Origin of the sequence: Shinella sp. HZN7, from assembly GCF_001652565.1 — a bacterium.
In the GTDB taxonomy this organism is placed as follows: Bacteria; Pseudomonadota; Alphaproteobacteria; order Rhizobiales; family Rhizobiaceae; genus Shinella; species Shinella granuli.
In genome coordinates, this window is sequence record NZ_CP015741.1 from 103,397 (window position 1) to 121,883 (window position 18,487).

Annotated in this window: 14 protein-coding genes; 2 read left to right on the forward strand and 12 right to left on the reverse strand. The window is 60.6% G+C overall.

Going from position 1 to position 18,487, the window contains the following annotated elements; genetic code table 11:
• Positions 1 to 71 precede the first annotated feature (71 nt).
• The 8 genes from shn_RS30625 to arcD all read right to left on the reverse strand — a co-directional run bounded on the left by shn_RS30625 (position 72) and on the right by arcD (position 13,010).
• The gene (locus shn_RS30625) at positions 72 to 5,186 is read right to left on the reverse strand and encodes a DEAD/DEAH box helicase family protein (protein WP_064334305.1); all 5,115 of its coding nucleotides are present in this window, start codon (positions 5,184 to 5,186) and stop codon (positions 72 to 74) included.
• 91 nt (positions 5,187 to 5,277) lie between these two features.
• Positions 5,278 to 5,883: a DUF1419 domain-containing protein gene (locus shn_RS30630; RefSeq protein ID WP_064334340.1), complete on the reverse strand. Its 606-nt coding sequence runs from the start codon at positions 5,881 to 5,883 to the stop codon at positions 5,278 to 5,280.
• Positions 5,884 to 5,956: 73 nt separating this feature from the next.
• Positions 5,957 to 6,985: a DUF3991 and toprim domain-containing protein gene (locus shn_RS30635; protein ID WP_145926112.1), complete on the reverse strand. Its 1,029-nt coding sequence runs from the start codon at positions 6,983 to 6,985 to the stop codon at positions 5,957 to 5,959.
• A gap of 183 nt (positions 6,986 to 7,168) precedes the next feature.
• Entirely contained in the window at positions 7,169 to 7,345 is a 177-nt protein-coding gene (locus shn_RS36660) for a hypothetical protein (protein ID WP_167495054.1), read from the reverse strand.
• 1,007 nt (positions 7,346 to 8,352) lie between these two features.
• Entirely contained in the window at positions 8,353 to 9,261 is a 909-nt protein-coding gene (arcC, locus tag shn_RS30640; protein WP_064334306.1) for a carbamate kinase, read from the reverse strand.
• Between the two features lies 1 nt (position 9,262).
• Entirely contained in the window at positions 9,263 to 10,264 is a 1,002-nt protein-coding gene (locus tag shn_RS30645) for an ornithine carbamoyltransferase (protein WP_064334307.1), read from the reverse strand.
• Between the two features lie 18 nt (positions 10,265 to 10,282).
• Positions 10,283 to 11,515 (reverse strand): arginine deiminase, encoded by a 1,233-nt coding sequence (locus shn_RS30650; protein ID WP_064334308.1) that lies wholly within the window; start codon positions 11,513 to 11,515, stop codon positions 10,283 to 10,285.
• A gap of 25 nt (positions 11,516 to 11,540) precedes the next feature.
• A complete protein-coding gene (arcD, locus tag shn_RS30655; protein WP_064334309.1) occupies positions 11,541 to 13,010 on the reverse strand; it encodes an arginine-ornithine antiporter in 1,470 nt (489 codons plus the stop codon).
• Positions 13,011 to 13,171: 161 nt separating this feature from the next.
• Between arcD and shn_RS36085 the strand changes: the two genes are divergently transcribed.
• Positions 13,172 to 13,474, forward strand: a complete 303-nt coding sequence (locus tag shn_RS36085) for a hypothetical protein (RefSeq protein ID WP_145926114.1) — start codon at positions 13,172 to 13,174, stop codon at positions 13,472 to 13,474.
• 760 nt (positions 13,475 to 14,234) lie between these two features.
• Here the strand turns inward: shn_RS36085 and shn_RS30665 are convergent.
• The 4 genes from shn_RS30665 to shn_RS30680 all read right to left on the reverse strand — a co-directional run bounded on the left by shn_RS30665 (position 14,235) and on the right by shn_RS30680 (position 17,869).
• The gene (locus tag shn_RS30665) at positions 14,235 to 14,486 is read right to left on the reverse strand and encodes a hypothetical protein (RefSeq protein WP_064334311.1); all 252 of its coding nucleotides are present in this window, start codon (positions 14,484 to 14,486) and stop codon (positions 14,235 to 14,237) included.
• Positions 14,487 to 14,583: 97 nt separating this feature from the next.
• On the reverse strand, positions 14,584 to 14,781 hold the full coding sequence (locus shn_RS36665) for a hypothetical protein (protein WP_064334312.1): 198 nt from the start codon (positions 14,779 to 14,781) through the stop codon (positions 14,584 to 14,586).
• A gap of 459 nt (positions 14,782 to 15,240) precedes the next feature.
• Positions 15,241 to 16,263, reverse strand: a complete 1,023-nt coding sequence (locus tag shn_RS30675; RefSeq protein WP_064334313.1) for an RcgR family putative quorum lactone hydrolase — start codon at positions 16,261 to 16,263, stop codon at positions 15,241 to 15,243.
• Positions 16,253 to 17,869, reverse strand: a complete 1,617-nt coding sequence (locus shn_RS30680) for an RcgA family putative transporter (RefSeq protein ID WP_064334314.1) — start codon at positions 17,867 to 17,869, stop codon at positions 16,253 to 16,255. The genes shn_RS30675 and shn_RS30680 overlap by 11 nt, the downstream gene beginning before the upstream one ends.
• Before the next feature lie 201 nt (positions 17,870 to 18,070).
• On the opposite strand from shn_RS30680, the gene shn_RS36090 reads away from it, so the two are divergent.
• Entirely contained in the window at positions 18,071 to 18,334 is a 264-nt protein-coding gene (locus shn_RS36090; RefSeq protein ID WP_145926115.1) for a hypothetical protein, read from the forward strand.
• Positions 18,335 to 18,487 lie beyond the last annotated feature (153 nt).

An 18,487-nucleotide genomic window follows, 5' to 3' on the forward strand; every position in this document is an offset into this window, starting at 1 on the left:
GGCCTGTCATCTGGTCAAAGCCTTGACGAGTGTGGAGCCCAGGCGACAAGAGCGGCCTGGGCTTACGAGTGTCATGCGGCGATCTGGTCTGCTTCGGTCATGGCAGAGGCCGCCAGTTCTTCCTCGATCTCGCGAAGTTGCTTCCTTTTTGCGCCAAGCTCCTCAGCGAACTGGAAGGTAGCGCCGATGCGTGATTGATACGAATTCAGCCGGCGTTCGGCCTCTTCGAGCCGCCGGCGATACTGGCGCTGCTCCTCGTCAAAGCCATCAAGCCCATGCTCCAAACGTGAGATCGCGCCAAGGGGCGTCACCGTAATCGCGAGGTCGATCTCGTAAACAGCCCCGGTACGCTGGAGTACGGTCTCGTAGCGATAGCCGTCACCCTTGCCGACGCGCTCGCCCTCGTAAACAAGGTCGAACCCGCTGATCGTGGCCAGATGCACCTCGCCCTGCTCCTGACGTTGGAGCAAGGTCAGGATTTCCTTCATCAACGCGCGACCGGCTTCCTTGCGCTCGGCATGTTCTTTGCCGAGCACCGTCATGGTGAAGGCGTCGCCTGTGGTCGACTGTAGCCGCGCGATGTCCTGGCCGATTTCGTCGATCCGCCGGGTTGAGACCTCGATCTCGCGCTCGGCGTCGCGCATCTGCCGGCGGACGGCGTATTGATCGTCCTCGTGGGCCGCCCGCAGCCGTTCCAGTCGTGCAATGTCGGCCTCAAGCCCAGCCTTCTGCATCAACCGTTCATCGCCAGAAGCGATGGCTTTGGCCATGGCGAATTGGTTGGCCGCGCCTTCACCGACATCTTCCAGTCTGCGGATCGAGGTGTCGCCGGACAGCGCTGCGGCAATGAACCGTGCCTTGCGCTCGTTGTTCTGCCACATCGAAGCGTCGAGCGATCCTTCCGTGGCGTAGGCGAAGATATCGACCTCTTCGTGCTGATTGCCCTGCCGTACGATCCGGCCCTCGCGCTGCTCGATCTGCGACGGCAGCCATGGGACATCGAGATGGTGGAGGGCCTTGAGCCTCAGCTGGGCGTTGACGCCGGTGCCCATCGTCTCCGAAGAGCCGATGAGAAACCGGACCTTGCCGGCACGGACATCGCCGAAGAGCCGCTGCTTGGCCTCGGCCTTTTTATAGTCCTGCATAAACGCGATCTGCGCGGCGGGCACGCCGAGCTTGATCAGCTCGTCGCGGATAAAGCGATAAGCCGAGAAGCCACGCGATTTTTCGACATTGATCGTGCCGAGATCGGAAAAGATCATCTGGGCGGCACCCGGCAGATCGAAGTCTTTTCCGTCGGGGCGGCGATAAATGGCGTTGCCGGTTTGCTTCCATATCCTGTGGGCATTGCGGACGAGTAGATTTAGCTTGTTGCCCGCCTCGTTCTCGGCCGCCGGCATGACGAAGCGAAGATCGATGGCGGCGTGGCGCCCATCGGTGATGACCGAAAGCAGAATATCGTCCCCCGGCTTGGCTGGTCCTTCCCGCTTCTCGATCGCCTTGATCCGGCCTTCGAGCATCTTCTGATAGGTCTTGAACAGCGACGTCGGCTTGGCTGTCAGGATCTGACGTCGGCCGCTCGAGATGTTGGGGACTTTGACAATTTGCCGGAGATCGTCCGGCATGACGACGTCGGCGAAGGAGCGGAACATGGCGATCAGCTCCGGGACATTGACAAAGCTGGCGAAGCGGCTGACCGGCTTGTATTTGCCGGATGGCTGGATCTCGAGTTCCGTCGTCGTATCGCCAAAGCAGGATGCCCAGGCGTCAAACTCATGCAGTCCGCGCTCGGCAAGCGCGGAATGGCCGAGCAGGCGCTGGATCGAGAACATCTCGCCGAGCGTGTTGGTGATCGGCGTGCCGGATGCCAGGACCAGCGCCCGGCCGGGATTCCGTGTTTCGATATAGCGGGATTTGACATAGAGATCCCAGGCACGCTGCGAGCCGTTCGGGTCGATGCCCTTCAACGTCGACATGTTAGTGGCAAACGAGAGCTTTCGAAATTCCTGCGCCTCGTCTACGACGATTTGATCGACACCGATCTCAGAGATGGTGAGAAGATCGTCCTTGCGGGTGGCGAGACCTTCCAGGCGCTCCTGCAGACCTTCCTTCAGCCGCTCAAGGCGCTTGCGCGAGACGCGGTCCTCGCTATCGACCTTGGCCAGCAGATCCTCATAGAGCTGCAGCTCGTCCTGGATCATCTCCTGTTCGAATACCGATGGAACGGCGATGAAGCGGAAAGCGGAATGGGTGATGATGATCGCATCCCAGGTGGCGGTCGCCGCCCGAGACAGGAAGCGAGCACGCTTGTCCTTGGTGAAGTTCGTCTCGTCGGCAACCAGGATCCGCGCATTCGGGTAGAGCGCCAGAAATTCACGCGCTGCCTGCGCCAGGCAATGGCCCGGCACTACCAGCATCGCCTTGGCGATCAGGCCGAGCCGGCGCTGTTCCATGATGGCGGCCGCCATGGTTATCGTCTTGCCGGCGCCAACGGCATGGGCGAGATAGGTGGAGCCATCGGCGATAATGCGCCAGATGCCGCGTTTCTGGTGCCCATACAAAGTAAAGGCGCCAGAGGCGCCGGGAAGTTTGAGATGCGAGCCGTCGAATTTCCGCGGCGCAATATTGTTGAAGCGGTCATTGTAATCTCGGGCCAGCCGGTCGGTACGGTCAGGATCAGTCCAGATCCAGTCCTGAAACGCCTGCTTGATCCTCTGCAGTTTATCGCGGGCGGCCTCGGTATCGACGACGTTGAGGACGCGACGCTCTCCATCGACATCCTTGAAGGTGTCGAAGATCTGCGGAACCCGGCTGTTGAGCGCATCGGCGAGCAGATCGCCGGCATGGCGGCGGCTGGTGCCCCATTCGGATGTACCGGCGGCGCTATAGCCGAGCTGGCGGGCCTCCACTGTCCAGGAGCCGAGCTCCGGCATGTGATGGATGCGGATATCGGCTTCCATTTTCTCCTTCACGAACGCCACGACGTCAGCAGCCGGGATCCACGGCGCACCGAGACGAGCCGTGATGTCGGAGGGACGAAGGTCTGCAGGCTGGACATCAACCAAGGCGCGGACATTGCGCTGATAAGCCGGATCGAGCTCGGCCGCCGCCTGCGCGGCGGTGAGCTTCGTTCGGACGGCCCCTGAGAGATATCCGTCAACCGTCTTCCACGATCCATCGGCGGGATCGCGGAACACGGCCTCGCCTAACGCGTCGATCACATCAGCCGGATCGCTATGGAGCAGCTCAGCGATATGGTCGATATCGACGGCGCCGCGTTCATTCAGCACGACGGCGAGTGCATCCGCGGGAGATGTGATCGTCGGGGCAGCCGGCGGCGCGATCACGCGTTCGGAAAAGATCGGACCGGGCTTCGCCGTGTCGGTCTCCAGATCATAATCTTCGATCGAGGCGACCAGCCAGCAATCCGGATCATCGCGGAAGGGAACCAAGTTCGGCTGGCGGTGGGTCTCCTTGACCTCACCCGTCTCGGCATCTTCCTGGATCGAGACTGTTGTGTGGTTGATCGGCCCGAAATCGCGCACAAAACTAGACCAGGCAATGCGCAATCGCACCTGGAGATCGCGCCATGGCCGATCGGTTTCCTGCGCCTTCAGCACCTCGCGAACCGCGTCGCGGATAGGGATCAGCGTTGAGATGATCCGAACGTGTTTTGCCGGCATCCCATCGCCCGAGCGACCTCTCCGGACCGTGACCGGCACGGCCGATCCATCGAGCATCTGCATCAAACCCTTCGACCGGTCGAAGAAGAAGCTGCCTTCGCGGACAGCGCTGCCCTTCGGCTGCAAATCGACGATCTCGGCGAGTTCGTCCTCCAGTTCGATATCGATCGGTGTCGGCTCGCCGTCATAGAGATCGGACGGCAGGAGATCGATGGCAGTGGCAAGGGCGGTTTCGAGGTCCTCTCCATCGCTTGGGCGGCATGTGTAGGTCTCGCCGAACGGGCCGGAGGTCAGCGCGTGGGTGCCGAGCACAAAGTCCGGATGCCGACCAAACCAGCGATTGACCCTGATGGCACCGTCGTCGTCGGTGGCCGCCCTGATCTCATCGACATCGAGCCACAGCTGATTTCCCTCCGGCTCTCCGGGCTTCCGCTTGCGGAAGAAGAGGATGTCGACGACGACATCCGTGCCGGCGTCACAGCGAAAGCTGCCCTCGGGCAGACGGATGGCGGCGATCAGGTCGGCGGATTTGGCGATATGCTCCCGCGCCGTGGTATCGGCCTTATCCATGGTGCCATGCGATGTGACGAAGGCGGCGAGCGCACCGGGCTTCAGCAGGTCAATCGACCGGGCGATGAAATAGTCGTGCAAACGAAGGCCGAGCGATCGGTAAGCGCGGTCCGAGCGGACGGTGCGATCGGAGAAGGGCGGATTGCCGATGGCGAGATCGTAGATTGGAGCCAGATCGGTACGGGCAAAGTCGCCGTTGATGATCCGCGCCTTCGGCTGAAGCAGGCGGGCGATGCGGGCGGTGACCGGATCGAGCTCGATCCCGGTCACATAGGCGACGTCGCGATACGGCTTCGGCATCAGGGCAGGGAACAAGCCCGTGCCGATTCCCGGCTCTAGCAGCCGACCACCGCGCCAGCCGAGTTTTTCGATCCCGGCCCAGATCGCCCGGATGATGAACTCCGGTGTGAAGTGGGCATATTGGGTGCAGCGCGCGAGCGATGCATAGTCTGCGTCGGAGACCGCGTTCTCAAGCGAGGAGCCAAGATCGTCCCATCCCTGGCGGAAATCGACCTCGCCAGGCCGGCGAAACATGCCGTTCGCCAGTTCGCCGGCGCCAAAGCCGGTGAAGCGGATCAATTGCGCCTGTTCCTCTGCCGTCGCAGGCCGGTCCTGCTTGGCGATACCGTCGGCGACGAGGATCGCCGCGACATTGGCGCGGGCGCGATCCTTCCAGGAGGCGGCCAGCCCGCGGTCGCGGTCGCGGTCGCCGTCGCCGTCGCCGTCGAGATAGAAGTTTGCCCGAAGCCTCGCACGCCGGACAGGTGTGGCCGCGAGGGGAAGGGCGGGTGCTGGCGCCGGCGGCAGGGGATCGGGATCGTCGTCATTGGCGGCATCAGGCGAAAACCTGCCGAACGCTGTCACGCCAAGTCCGAGGCCGGACGAAAGCGCGCTCGAGCCGAACATGTCGAGCGAAAAGGGATCGTTGCTCATGAGAAAAGCTCCTTTGGGTTGAGAGCGTGCGCCATCGCTCGGCCATCGAGAAGGCCGCTTTCGGCGCGAAATTTCCGAATGATGATCCGGCTCAGGCGGCCAGCGATGCGGGGAGGTGACGCAGATGGACCGGCAGCTTGGCCGCGATCTCGTCGTCGGACAGGGTATCGAGCAGTTTCAGGAACGTACCTTCACTGCTGCCATAGAGCATCACCGTCCGACGGCCCTGCATCGCCGTCGGCCAACCCTCACCGGCATAGCCACGATAGTCGTCGGTGGTCGTGCTCCAGATGTGCTCCAGCCGTTCTTCGCGGCTCATGGCCCGGACCGGTCGGGTTTCGCGGTCGACGATCGCGACCCGCATCGCGCCCACAGAATTCGGGTCCGCGAGATCGCAATAGGTATGAAAGTAGCGGACCGCTTCATCAATCCGGATCGCATAAAACACCGATGTCACCGAACCGGTAATGAACTCCCGCATCGCAAAGATCGGCCCGCGCATCCAGAGCGGCGGCAGAATGTCGAGCATGTAGGAATAGGAGGTCTCGTCGATCTCGAACCATTCGCCCGCATAGACCGCAGACTGGTCACCACCAAAGCGGTCGGGACGCCTCGCGTACCTGTCGAACATCCGGAATAAGTCGGTGCGCTTGGCCACGCCTTGGAAAATTTTGCGGGGAAGGGCTATCGAGGTCATCAGCTTGATCCTTTCGGGGTTTTGGACCGAAGGCAGCACAAGTCGTTTCGACCTCGCCAATCTCTTCAGTCCTTCATGACCCCTCCCGCGTTGCTGCGTCCGTGTCCGGCCGGGTCAAGGGCCGGCGCATGCCGGGCGGAGCCTCCCTTGATGCGGCCGGCGCGCATGCGGCAGGCCCCACCTTTTTCTCGATGCTCCTTTTTCGTTTCTCCTTCTCCTCGGCTTTCAGAACCTCGTTCCAATCCTCCGCCGGCGGACATAGCCGCTGCCAGTCGCAGCCGGACGCTTCAGCGAGCGCCCGCAATCGTTCTCCGTAGACCTCCCCTTGGGAATTGGCATCCGTCGCCGCGACCAGTGTTAGTCCCGGCCGCGCAGCAAGTTCTGCAAGCGCCGCATCTGTCGCCGGAGACCACCCACCGCCAGTGCTGAGATAAAGAGTTTGCTCCCGCGGACCTTCGAGCGCCGCGAGACTCATCGCGTCGATCGCAGCTTCTGTGACACAGAGTCGGGACGCATCGCCTGGTCCAAAGCGGAAAAGAACCTTCGAGCCCCCTGTGGCAAAGCCACGCCAGTCGGGACCGCGCTCTTCCCAACCCACCACCCGGCCGAGGCCATCGATATGGGCCGCCCACAGACTGCCGAAGGGTCCTTCCCGCAGGACACCCTCTCGAATGGCCTTCCGGACGATGGCTGTCGGGATCCAGCGCGCCCAGCACAGATAGCGCCAGGCATCGGATCCGGGCGAAGGCGTGCGCCGGCTGCGCCAGCGGTCGGCAATATCTTCCAGCGGCACGGAAGACCGCGAGGACCTCCATTCCGGCCGGGAAAGTTGATACCCGACAATTGACGCAACCGCCCCCGCTGCGGACGGGAATGGAATTCCCTCCAGGAACATGGCAAGGCCGAAGACATCGCCCTTTTCGTCACTGAGGGGATCGAACCAGCCGCGCCCGTCATGCGTGACAATGACGATGTTGCCGCCGCGCCGGTATTTTACGGCGCGGCGGGTGCTTTCCTTCAGATCGATTTCGTAACCGGCCTGCTCCAGTAAGGCCTCGCAACTCACCTTGGCGCGCAGCGCCTCCAACTCTTCTCGCTTCATCTTTTTTCCAGCCGCCTAGCGGCCGTCCCTTCTTCTTCCCGTAACTTGCGGGTTACCTTCCACCCGCCGCGAAGAGCGAAGGGGGCAAGGGCGCAGCACGCAACTGACAAAAGTTGCAGCGACGTGCTGCGGCAAAGCTTCCCTTGCGGCCGACAGATCGCCAGCGGCAGGAACAAGCGGGTCTCAATGAGACCCGCGCGGGAAATATTCATGCACGATCTCAAGATCGTCTTCGTCATCGAGTTCGTCTGACGGAAGGACGCCGAATTCGCCGCCGGATTTGAACAGTGTCACTGGAACCATAAGGATGCGGGAAAGCGAAAATGCGTGGCTTTGAGCGAGTGCAAGATCCTGTGCCATGTGAGAAACCTCCGTCTGGAGCGGGCCGATCCCGCTCGATGGCTCCTCAAAAGACCGGGGACGGTCGCGATCACCGCGCAGTCGAAGACAAGCGGCGGCAGCTTGCTAGCCGACCCCGATAGTGGGTTGATCGACGGAGATCCGGACATGGTCCAGGACGCCATCCATAAAGAGCGGGATTGGTTTGCTTCGGCGGGAATTGAGGTATTCGGCACAGATCGGTCACGGAAGCCAGCTCAGCATTTGTTGCCGAGAACCTGTCTGACCAGCCCGCCAGTCAGCGACGACGTGCTTTCTCCTGATCGGACAAGGCTTCGACAACAGAGAAGTCCATCTCAGCGCGTGGCTCTATCCGGGCTATCTCGCTGGCGACTTTCGACCAGTGCCAGAACTCGTCGAGATCACCAGTGGACCGGCTATGGAACGCACGGCGCTGTGCTTCGTAGTAGGATCCGGCTGGATCCGAAATTGCGAGAAGCCTTGCATCAGCCTGCCATCGCCGCCGTATTGCCCGGCGATGTGCGAGCCATCGTGTGAGGAATCGGATCATCAATGGCTCGAGACCGGTGGCGATAGAGGCACATTACCACAAAATCCGAATGACAGGGAGGCGAAATTATATAAACTATTTCAATATTTTATCAAAAATCGCATAAGATAAATTATGGAACAAATGAAACTTTTGCGTACTTTAATTGAAGCAATCCTAGATTGAAAATCAGGATAGTCCATCTTTCCGTGTCCGCGCCCCGTTGCGGAAATTGATGCCGATGAAGAATTGCCCCGTGATACCTTCGACTGACAGATATTAACCGTTATCAGCACCATACCAGCGTGCAAACCGTACACATTAACTGTCCTCAATTGCTGAACTTTGGCGATGATCAAATCTGATTTCGCGGATGTGGAGACGGGCAACCGGTCGACACAATTTTTATCCGCCAGTCTGGTCCATGACGCGGAGCAGACCGGCATCCGCCAAGATTTTAAGATACACCTTCCAGCTATCAGCCTGTCGCGACGCGCGTGCCCGCACGACCTTCCAGAATGGCGACCGCGTCTTCCAGCCGGCCGATGCCGGTGAAGCCGCCGGCCTCTGCAAAATCACCTGCGGCGGTAACCTTCGGCCCCATCGACCCTGCGGGCGCGCCGAGCGTGCGGGCCTCCTCCGGCGTCAGCTCCGCAATCGGCGCGGCGCTGTCGCTGCCGAAATCGCGATAGACCGCATCGACATCGGTCAGCAGCAATAAGGCATCAGCCCCGAGCTGATGGGCAAGCAAGGCACTCGCCGCGTCCTTGTCGATTACCGCCTCGACACCGATTAGGCTGCCATCGTCGCGCCGCACGACGGGGATGCCGCCGCCCCCGGTGCAAATGACGATGACTCCCTGATCCAGCAAAAGCTGGAGGACCTTAAGATCGGGAATCTCGACGGGCTTCGGCGACGGCACGACCCGCCGCCATTTGTCGCTATCGGCGGCGATCGTCCAGCCGGCGGCCGTTGCCCGCGCTTCCACCTCGTCCTTCTCATAGACGGGGCCTACGAACTTCGTCGGCTTGGCAAAGGCCGGGTCGCGGCTATCCACCACGACCTGTGTCAGGAGCGTTGCCACGGGCTGGGCGTGATCCAGCGCATTCTCGAGCTCCTGTTCGATCATGTAGCCGATCATGCCCTCGGTTTCCGCGCCGAGAACGTCGAGCGGATAGGCCTCGTTGGGCTTGTAGGCGGCGCCCTGCAGCGCCAGGAGACCGACCTGGGGACCATTGCCATGGGTGACGACCAGACGGTGGCCGGCATTGACCACTGCGGCCAGCGACCGGGCCGCGACCCGCACGTTCTCCCGCTGCGCCTCGGCCGTCAGCGGCTCGCCCCGTTTCAACAGGGCATTGCCGCCCAGCGCCGCGACCACGAGCATCTCAGGCTCCCAGGGTGGCGACAAGCACCGCCTTGATCGTGTGAAGGCGGTTCTCGGCCTGATCGAAGACGATGGATGCCGGGCTTTCGAAAACCTCCTCGGTCACTTCCATCGCGTCGAGGCCGAACTCGGCCAGAATATCGGCGCCGACGCTGGTCTCGGTATTGTGGAAAGCCGGGAGGCAATGCATGAAGCGCACGCGCGGATTGCCCGTCTTGCCCATCAGCGCCGCATTCACCTGGTAGGGCGTGAGCAGCTTGATGCGCTCGGCCCATTTCTCCTTCGCCTCGCCCATGGAGACCCAGACGTCGGTATAGACGAAATCGACGCCTTTGACCGCGGCATCGATATCCTCGGTGATCATGATCCGTGCACCAGTCTCGGTGGCGACGGCCTGGGCCTGGTCCTGGATCTCCTGCGAGGGCCAGCACGCCTTCGGCGCGCAAAGCCGCACATCCATGCCCATCTTGGCGCCGCCGATCAGCAGGCTGTCGCCCATGTTGTTCCCGGCGTCGCCGATGAAGACATAGGAAATCTGATGCAGCGGCTTTTCGACATGTTCCTGCATCGTCAGGAAATCGGCGAGAATCTGTGTCGGGTGAAACTCGTTCGTCAGACCGTTATAGACCGGCACGCCGGAATATTTGGCCAGTTCCTCGACGATCTCCTGGCCGAAGCCCCGATATTCGATCGCATCGTAGATCCGCCCCAGAACCCGAGCAGTGTCCTTTACCGATTCCTTGTGGCCGATATGGCTGCCGGTCGGCCCCAGATAGGTGACCCGCGCGCCCTGGTCATAGGCCGCCACCTCGAAACCGACGCGGGTGCGGGTCGAATCCTTTTCGAAGATCAGGGCGATATCCTTGCCCTGAAGCTTGGGAACCTCGGTTCCGGCGTACTTCGCCGTCTTGAGGTCGGCTGCGAGCTTCAGCAGGAAGGCGATCTCGCGCGGTGTGTAGTCGCGAAGTGTCAGGAAGCTGCGATTTTTCAGATTGAAAGCCATGGTGTTTACCCCTTGAGATCAGATCGCATCGCGGATTGTCGGGCAGCTCATGCAATGTCCGCCGCCGCGACCGCGGCCAAGTTCGGCCCCTGGAACGGCCAGAACCTCGATGCCGACGGCCTTCAGCGCGGCATTGGTATCGTCATTGCGATCGTATCCGATCACCACGCCGGGACGCAGCGCCAGCACGTTGTTGCCGTCGTTCCACTGCTCGCGCGCGCGCTCTTCGTCGGTATTGCCGCCGGTGGGCACGATTTGTAGTTTCTTGTAACCTAGGACCTCGGCCACGATGTCGAAGATCGGGCGCGGGTCGTGGCGGAACGACAACGGCGCCTTGCCTTCGCCCGGCCGTATGTCATAGCAGACCAGTTCGTCCGCGACCTCCTTGAAGGTCGTCACCACATCGCCGCCGCACAGGGTGAAGACCGTGTCCAGATGCATGGCCGCGCGCGACTTCGGAATGCGGAACGCCAGCACGCGGTCGACGACACCCTTGGCAAACAGAGCCTCGGCGAGTTGCCCAATTCCTTGTGGCGACGAGCGCTCCCCCATGCCCACAAGCACCGTGCGGTTGCCGACCGGCATCACGTCGCCGCCTTCCAAAGTCGCCAGCCCATGCTCCTTGGTCGGGTCCCCCCAATGGATCTCGACCTTGCCGGCGAATTTCGGATGGAACTTGTAGATCGCGGTATTGAGCAGCGTTTCCGGCCGACGGGCGGGCCAGTACATCGGGTTGACCGTCACGCCGCCGTAGATCCAGCACGAGTTGTCGCGGGTGAAGAGCGCGTTGGGCAAGGGCGGCAGGATCAGGCCGTGATGGCCGAGATAGCTACCGAACAGGCCGGTCGGCTTGAACGGAAGATCATCCGCCGCCAGCCCGCCGATTAGATATTCGGCCAGTTTGGCGCTGGGCAACTCGTCCATCCAGGCCCGCAGTTCCTCCATCATGCCCACGCCGACCTGATCCGCGTTGACGCGTTGGTCCAGTACCCAGGCCCGGCCGTCTTTCAGATCCAGCGTTTCAGCCAAGAGCACGTTGACGTCGAGCACCTCGACGCCATCGTCGCGCATCAGGCCGGAAAAGACGTCGTGGTCCTTCTGGGCCTGCTTGACCCAGAACACGTCGTCGAACAGCAGTTCCTGGCAATTGGAGGGCGTGAGGCGTCGATGGGCGAGCCCGGGGCGGCAGACGATCACCTGCCGCAGCTTGCCGGTTTCGGAATGGACGCCAAGTTGGGGAGTAGCGTTCATCTTAGTGTTCCTGTGCTCGAGACGGTTACAGGGCGCTGATCGCGCCGGTCCACATCAGATAGCCGGCAATGGCCGCCGCAACCACGATGCCGAGGCCGATGAGGGCTTCGATACCGGAGAAGGCCTTCTCGCCGCGCGCATGCCGCGCCCACCAATAGACAGGAATGCCCACGACATAGAGCAGCGCGCACATGAACAGGTAATTGGGACCGGCCGCATAGATCAGCCAGACGCCGTAGACGGTCGCCAGTGCACCGGTGAACATGTCGCGGCCACGACGCTCGCCTTCCCTGTAGCCTTCACCGCTGAGGGCCAGCTTGAAGGCATAGGCGCCGGAGAGCACATAAGGCACCAGAATGGCGGTCGAGGCGATATAGAACAAAGCGAGATAGGTCGAGTTTGCGTAAAGCGTGACAATCAGGAAGATCTGCACGAAGATATTCGTGATCCACAGCGAGCCGGCGGGCGACCCATTCTTGTTCTCGGTTGCAAACACAGCCGGCAACATGCCTTCTTTAGCCGCGCGATAAGGGATTTCGGCCGCAAACACGGTCCAGCTCAGGAATGCGCCGGCGACCGAGATGACAAGCCCGATGCGCACGACGACCGAGCCCCAAGGACCGACGGCCTGTTCAAGCACATTGGCCATGGACGCCGCAGCCGGCAGGGCAGCCAGTTCCGGCTGGTTCATGACGCCGAAGGAAAGAAGCGAGACAAGCAGGTAGGCAGCCAAGGCAATGATAAAGCCGAGGATCGTGGCGCGGCCGATGTCGGAGCGCTTGGCCGCGCGGCCCGAGACGACACTGGCGCCTTCAATACCGATGAAGACCCAAAGCGTCACCAGCATGGTGCTTTTGACCTGCGCCATGACGCTGCCCAGATCCGGTGTTTGCACGCCCCAGAAGTCGACGCTGAATTTCGGGAGATTAAACGCGACCGCGACCAGCAGGATGAAGAGCAGGATCGGTAGCAGCTTGGCGGTCGTGGTGACCACGTTAATGATCGCAGCTTCCCGGATACCCATCAGGACAAGCGCATGGGTGCCCCAAAGAACAATCGATGCCCCGATGATCGCCTGGGTCGTATTCCCCTCGGCACCGAAGGCAGGATAGAAATAGCTGAGGGCACCGAAGATCAAGACGACATAGGAGACGTTTCCGATCCAGGCGCTAAGCCAGTATCCCCAGGCGCTATTGAAGCCGATGAAGTCGCCGAAACCTGCGCGGGCATAGGAATAGGGGCCGGCATCGAGCGCCGGCTTGCGCGTCGACAAGCCCTGGTAGACGAAAGCCAAGGCAAGCATGCCTATGCCCGTGATCAGCCAGCCGATGATGACTGCCCCCGGAGAAGCGCCCTTGGCCATGTTCTGCGGCAGGCTGAATACGCCACCGCCAATCATCGAGCCAACGACAAGAGCCACAAGCGGCACGAGGCCAAGCTTGCCGGATGCTTTCTCGCTGGCGGTGGAGGGAGCTGCAACGTTGGCAGTAACCATGTTCGTGTTCCTTCGCGTGAAGAATTTGATGGTAGTATGCGACACATTCCACGGTAGGTTCAACCGCGTCAATAAGACAGAGCGTCCAGCGCTTCCAGCTTCGCCCCGTGATCTCACTTTAGCCGATATATTCTCAATTGCTACGTCACCCGAGCGGTTTGATGCACATCGAGAAACGGGAACAATTCGCCGCAAGCGTTCCAATACTTAAAGGCTCCTGCATCAGGCGATCCCGGATTGAACTTCATCAAGCATTGGGATCTGGAAGAGCCCGTGCGGAACTGCATCCGCGTGGCCTGTTCTCCACGGGCATACTTGACCGCGTATCGGAGAAGGTGATCACCCGCGAGATCGCGTTCCTGAAGAACGCATCGTCGCGGCCCCTGAAACTGGGAACAGAACGAGAGAAGGTCGAGCAGCGGCGGAGCAGCATCATCCAGAAGATCAAAGACCGTGTCGCTTAAAGGCGCCCCCGCCTCACCGCTCTCGATGAGACACTCGATGACGTCGAGGAGCGTCGCAACGGCCTTGAATCGGTGACCTGTCGTAATCACCGGCGCAAGAGGATCTTGCGGAGAAGGCCAGCAAGCAGAAGGCGGAGGTAGTCCGGCGCCGTGGAGTGATCCTCAACTCCGTATGCTAATACATTCGCGAGCACGCGGACAGCGAGACGACGCAGCCCTTCATCAATATCTTGCGTCAGTTCATCCAGACCGTGGCGATAGGCAAGACGCCGGGTCACGAGCCGGCGACGCGGCAGGTGTGCACAGCGGATAAAGACCTCGTCGATGGGGAGCCAACGATCCGAACTGTCAGGGAATCGCAATGGTGGCTGCCATGGTTATTGAGCTGACATCCGACCTCCCAAGCACCGACCGCCGCGTTGAAATGATAGACGCGAGTCTGCGCACGCCATATGCCCTGCTCAACCTCAGATGCCGGAAGCGTATGGAGTAGCCCATCTGCAAAGGGCGCATCGAAAAGCGGACCGGCAGCTTCCAGGAAATTGCCGAGGCGACTTGAATGACTGACATGAAGGCGCGTAGCCGCCTGGCAGCTATTTGTCCCGGAATGTCTCCTTCGGGGCGAAGGCTGACTTCGCTCGTTGTATTGTCATTCAGCCCTCAGCCTGAGGCGCCGCTGCGAAGCGAACGCCTGAGAACTCGCGCCCCTGAACAGCCGCGCCTCGTGTTGGATACCAAGCATGATCGCGTCGAACCCTGCCTAGCTGGCAAGATTGGGCGGGGGCATTTTTCTTCGCAGAGCAGCGAGAAGCAGGTCTAGATCCCGATTTGCAGCCACCGCCAGCATGAGGTTGTCAGCAACCTCTGTAATAGCGGAGAGGACTTCCGTATACTCCCAACCACGGCGCATGGCATCCTCTACCAGGTCCTGCAAAACGGTCTCCACCGCCATCTGACACGCGATGTAGCGGCTTTCGTCCTTTTCGGGTGGCGCTTTTGGAAAATCTGTCATCTTGCGGCAAATATGCTTCCTGCGGGCGCGTGCAAGGCCGCGGGTTTCGGTATCACGACGGGTAGGCCGCACCTGCAGGGCAGGGTGCGGCCGTACCTCACTGAGGCTTGTTGTTGTTTCCGGCCTTGCTGTTGAGCTCGACTTGATAGCTGAACTCGACCTTGGCGATGAGCGGAAGCATCACGGCGATGGAGAACCGAAGTTGGCCTTTGTAGGACAACTTCGCGATTTGCCGGTTGATGAACTGGCGAAGGCGACGGCCGGTTTTCTGGCAGAAGGTTACGAGCGTTTTCATCAGAGGTCCCTCCTTAGTGGTTGTGCGTAATCGCGAAGCTCGAATACGGCTGGAACCGCCGAGTGCATCGCGCAGCGATCGCAACGGAGCGAAGCGGAGAGGAGAACCCTTTAGGGTTGCACGCCAAGGCAGGGCCTGACGTATCGTGCGCAGCATTAGATTCCGTACGGCCGCTAAGGAGCGGCCTGAAAACGCGGCCTTCGTAGCCCCGGCCGTCGCCTTTGCCTTCAACCGGCAAATCGTTATCCGGCCGCCAGGTCGGATCTCCATCGCCGTGATGCTGCAGCGGTGGTTGAGCTCATGTCGGCGCTCCTAGCCGGAAACGACCACAGGCCTCAGTGAGCCTTCCCGCTTGCGGGGCGCGCCCGTCGTGAAGGGGAAGGGGAGTTTGGGGGGAGGGGCCGAAGGGGGCTCCCCTCATTGCGGTTGGGTGCCGCTCGATGCGGCGCTCAAGCGCTCCTAAGCCTGGGCGGCCTCGCGCTTGCGCAACAGAAACCGCATCAGGCTCCATCCGGCTCCCAAGATGTAGGGTGGCCGCCCAAGAGAGTAGTGCCCGCAATTCAGCCGCATCACGCTCAATCTGACACGGGCACTTTCCAGCCGTTGTAGCAAGCGCTCTGACAGGTCCGGCAGAACAACCGTGTCCCTCGATGCCAGTATGACATGAAGTTCGAGGCCTGGCCGCGCCAGCCTGTCTGAATGGTTTTCGAGATTGAGCGGCGCCCACGCTCTTTGCAGCTGGGCAAGCGTAAGATGCGGCTCGAGGCTCTTCCGGATCGATCGGGTTGCGCGCCCGGTCCATACCATTTCCGCAAGACTTCCTGCCGTGAGGAAGAGAGACGCCCGCGCAACAGCGGGCTCATGCGCCGCTACCAGTCCGGCAACCCACGATCCAAGGCTCATGCCGAGAACGGAAACATCCTGATAGCCCTCACACTTCAGCCAGCGGATAAGCTTCCGCCCATCCCATACCGCCTGCCTGAGGGCCTGGACTGTTCGGCCGAGATTGGCGCTGAGCATGTAGTCGGCGTAGAGCGAGCCGGGCCGGCTCCGCTCGAAGTGATAGGGCATCGCTATCTCGATGACCGTAATCCCTCTGCTCGAAAGGAAACCAGCGATTTGGCGGTTCCGTCTCTTGGCGTTCCAGTGATGGAAGATCACCAATGCCCGATCGCGTTTTCCGCTCTCGGTGATCTTGGCCCACACGATGTTGTTTTCAGCAACATCGGTTGCAACGTCTGAAGGGAATGTCAGCCAGCCATCCCGCAGCTCGAAGCTATGATCGCTCGCATCAGGCGGCTCAAAAAAGTCCGGATCAGCGGCGGCCGTTTCCGCGAGAACGCAAAACTCCTCTACCGTTCCAGCCGCCCCCATGCCGGGAAATGCACGATCGGAGTCCAGAATGAAATCTGTAACCTTCTTGGCCTCTTCGCCGCGCTGTGCGCGACCCTCGTCCCAACGATCCAGCCAATTATGAAACATGGCTGTCGCCTCTTATCTCGCGGGCACGCCAAGCTGACTCAAACGCCGGATCGAATAGACCATAGGTCGCAATGAGCGCGGTAACGATCAGCAAAACAGAGAAGCCATCGAACGCGTCGATCAACATGTATGAGACGAAAAGCAAACCGATCACCGCAGACATTTTCCACAGGGGGGAACGAAGCTGCCGATCATCCCCCAGGCGAATTACTCCATACACAAAGACGCTGCAGGTCGAAAGCACGACGAGCAAGCTGCTGTAGTGAGTGGGCATGATGTAATCGAAGGTCCTATCTCCATCGTCGTAATCTGCCAGCGCAGCCCAGACATCGCGGACCAGCCATGTCACGAAATCCGGGCCCTGCGATGCAAGATAGGCACTTTGTGCCTTCATGCAGATGGCAGCAAGGACGACGAGCACGGAACATCTGAAGACCCCGCGCATGATCCGCAGACCGATTTCACTGGTGTCCGGCCAGGCTCTCTGCTCGCCAAGGAGTTCAGCTACGCGTTTAAGCTTCCATAGATCATGGATGATCGTATGCAGCAGGATCAGGCCAGCGAACAGCAGGTAGAAGCTTGTGGACATGTAGAGATAGGCAAGGGCGGTAAATACGATTGCCGCCGGCGTCGATAGGATATCCGGCCTGATGATACCGATCGTCCCCCAGCTTGGGGCAAAATCCTGCGCTTGCTCAAGCAGAGGGATAAGCTGCACGCCGATCCATTGCACCACGCCCGCGAATAATATGCAGATCAGGAAAACTGCCCAATAGGTCTGTGAGTTGGCCTGCAAATGTAGCGTCCAGGCGTCGCTGCTTCTTACACGATCAGCCTCCGCCAGTAGCCTGAGGCGGCCATCATGCTTCCAGAAACCCAGAAGCTCGATGACGACGGCGAAAAACAGTGGCAACAGCACCATGAACAGGAAGGTCCAGTTCGGTGCCCAGAGAAAGCCAACCTGCTTCTCGATACCATCCGAGCGCACATAGGTGATGCTGTGGATCCCCAAAATGTAAGAGAGGAACCCGAGGGCGGACGAACCGGCGAAGATCCAGGCCGGCAAGTTCAGATGTGATCCATGCGAGAAAATCGCCTCGGTCTTGATTGCCAAACCCCTTGGCCGCTCCGCTGGCATGGTTTGAAGGTCCACCGAGACGACGGGCGTTAGAGGAACCTGGTTTTTTTCTGGCGCTGACGTGTCAGGCACACGCAGGGCAGTCGCAGTCGAGCCACCGGTCTTCTTTTGATCTCGCCGCCTGGCGGTCAGGCGCGCTTGGGCCGAGCTGAGCTCATTCAGCCAATCATTCGTCGCCTCGCGATCGTCGCAACCGAAGATGCGTGCCAGCCAGCGAATGTTGGCCGGGCTGATGCCTTTGTCATTCTCCTGAAACCAGAGCTGGACGGTGCGAAGATCCACTCCGACACGGTTGGCGTCGATCTTTGAGATGGCATCCGCCAGTAGCTCCGGCGTCCACGGGCCTTGGGGAAAACCGTCTTCACCCAAGGGGCGTCCGGCACCCGCAGCAGCCATTTTCTTGAACAGTTCCTTGAAATCGCTTCCATCCGCCGGCGGTGGAACAAAAATCTTACCGTTTTTTTCCAATGACTTACAGCCCAAGATTTCGTCTTGTTTCGTATCCTATCGTGCGTTGTGGACGATTTGATGGTCTGAGACGATCCCCAATGCAACTAGATCAGTGAGGCATCCGCCATGCTACTGTCGTCATCCAGTTCGCGTTCGTCCCGTGAAGCAATTGCCGCTCGATGCACCAAAACGGCTCCGGCATTGTCCACGTCCAGGAGAGTGGTAACGGAGATCGCAGCTGGTGCGACAGGAGAAAAACCCTCGCTTCGTGAGCTGATCGATCAGCATTCAGCGGCAGTTCAAGGGGGGAAAAAGGCGAAGGCGAGCCGCCTGGCAATCATCAATTATGAGCCAAAAGGCGACGGTGAAGCATATCTGAAGCTGACCTATCTGGCCGGTTATGTGATCGCGACCAGGAGCTCATTATCTATCCAAGAGCTGAAGTCGATTTCTGAGAACTCTGGCGCTCGTGGACGCCCCTGACGTTCCGATCCCGGCCTCGCTTCAGCGGCAGCAATCGGGCGGGAGGGGAGCCGAGGGGAGGGGCATGGGCTCCCTTCGGGCGGACCGCAGCCCGCTCGATGCGGCCAGGTTCGCAACTGCCAAAATGGCTACGGGGCCAGTTCTTCCGAACCA

Bases quoted from the DNA above. Each gene is read 5' to 3' on its own strand.
- shn_RS30625 (WP_064334305.1), bottom strand. From the start codon at position 5,186: ATGAGCAACGATCCCTTTTCGCTCGACATGTTCGGCTCGAGCGCGCTT.
- shn_RS30630 (WP_064334340.1), bottom strand. From the start codon at position 5,883: ATGACCTCGATAGCCCTTCCCCGCAAAATTTTCCAAGGCGTGGCCAAG.
- shn_RS30635 (WP_145926112.1), bottom strand. From the start codon at position 6,985: ATGAAGCGAGAAGAGTTGGAGGCGCTGCGCGCCAAGGTGAGTTGCGAG.
- shn_RS36660 (WP_167495054.1), bottom strand. From the start codon at position 7,345: ATGGCACAGGATCTTGCACTCGCTCAAAGCCACGCATTTTCGCTTTCC.
- arcC (WP_064334306.1), bottom strand. From the start codon at position 9,261: ATGCTCGTGGTCGCGGCGCTGGGCGGCAATGCCCTGTTGAAACGGGGC.
- shn_RS30645 (WP_064334307.1), bottom strand. From the start codon at position 10,264: ATGGCTTTCAATCTGAAAAATCGCAGCTTCCTGACACTTCGCGACTAC.
- shn_RS30650 (WP_064334308.1), bottom strand. From the start codon at position 11,515: ATGAACGCTACTCCCCAACTTGGCGTCCATTCCGAAACCGGCAAGCTG.
- arcD (WP_064334309.1), bottom strand. From the start codon at position 13,010: ATGGTTACTGCCAACGTTGCAGCTCCCTCCACCGCCAGCGAGAAAGCA.
- shn_RS36085 (WP_145926114.1), top strand. From the start codon at position 13,172: ATGCACATCGAGAAACGGGAACAATTCGCCGCAAGCGTTCCAATACTT.
- shn_RS30665 (WP_064334311.1), bottom strand. From the start codon at position 14,486: ATGACAGATTTTCCAAAAGCGCCACCCGAAAAGGACGAAAGCCGCTAC.
- shn_RS36665 (WP_064334312.1), bottom strand. From the start codon at position 14,781: ATGAAAACGCTCGTAACCTTCTGCCAGAAAACCGGCCGTCGCCTTCGC.
- shn_RS30675 (WP_064334313.1), bottom strand. From the start codon at position 16,263: ATGTTTCATAATTGGCTGGATCGTTGGGACGAGGGTCGCGCACAGCGC.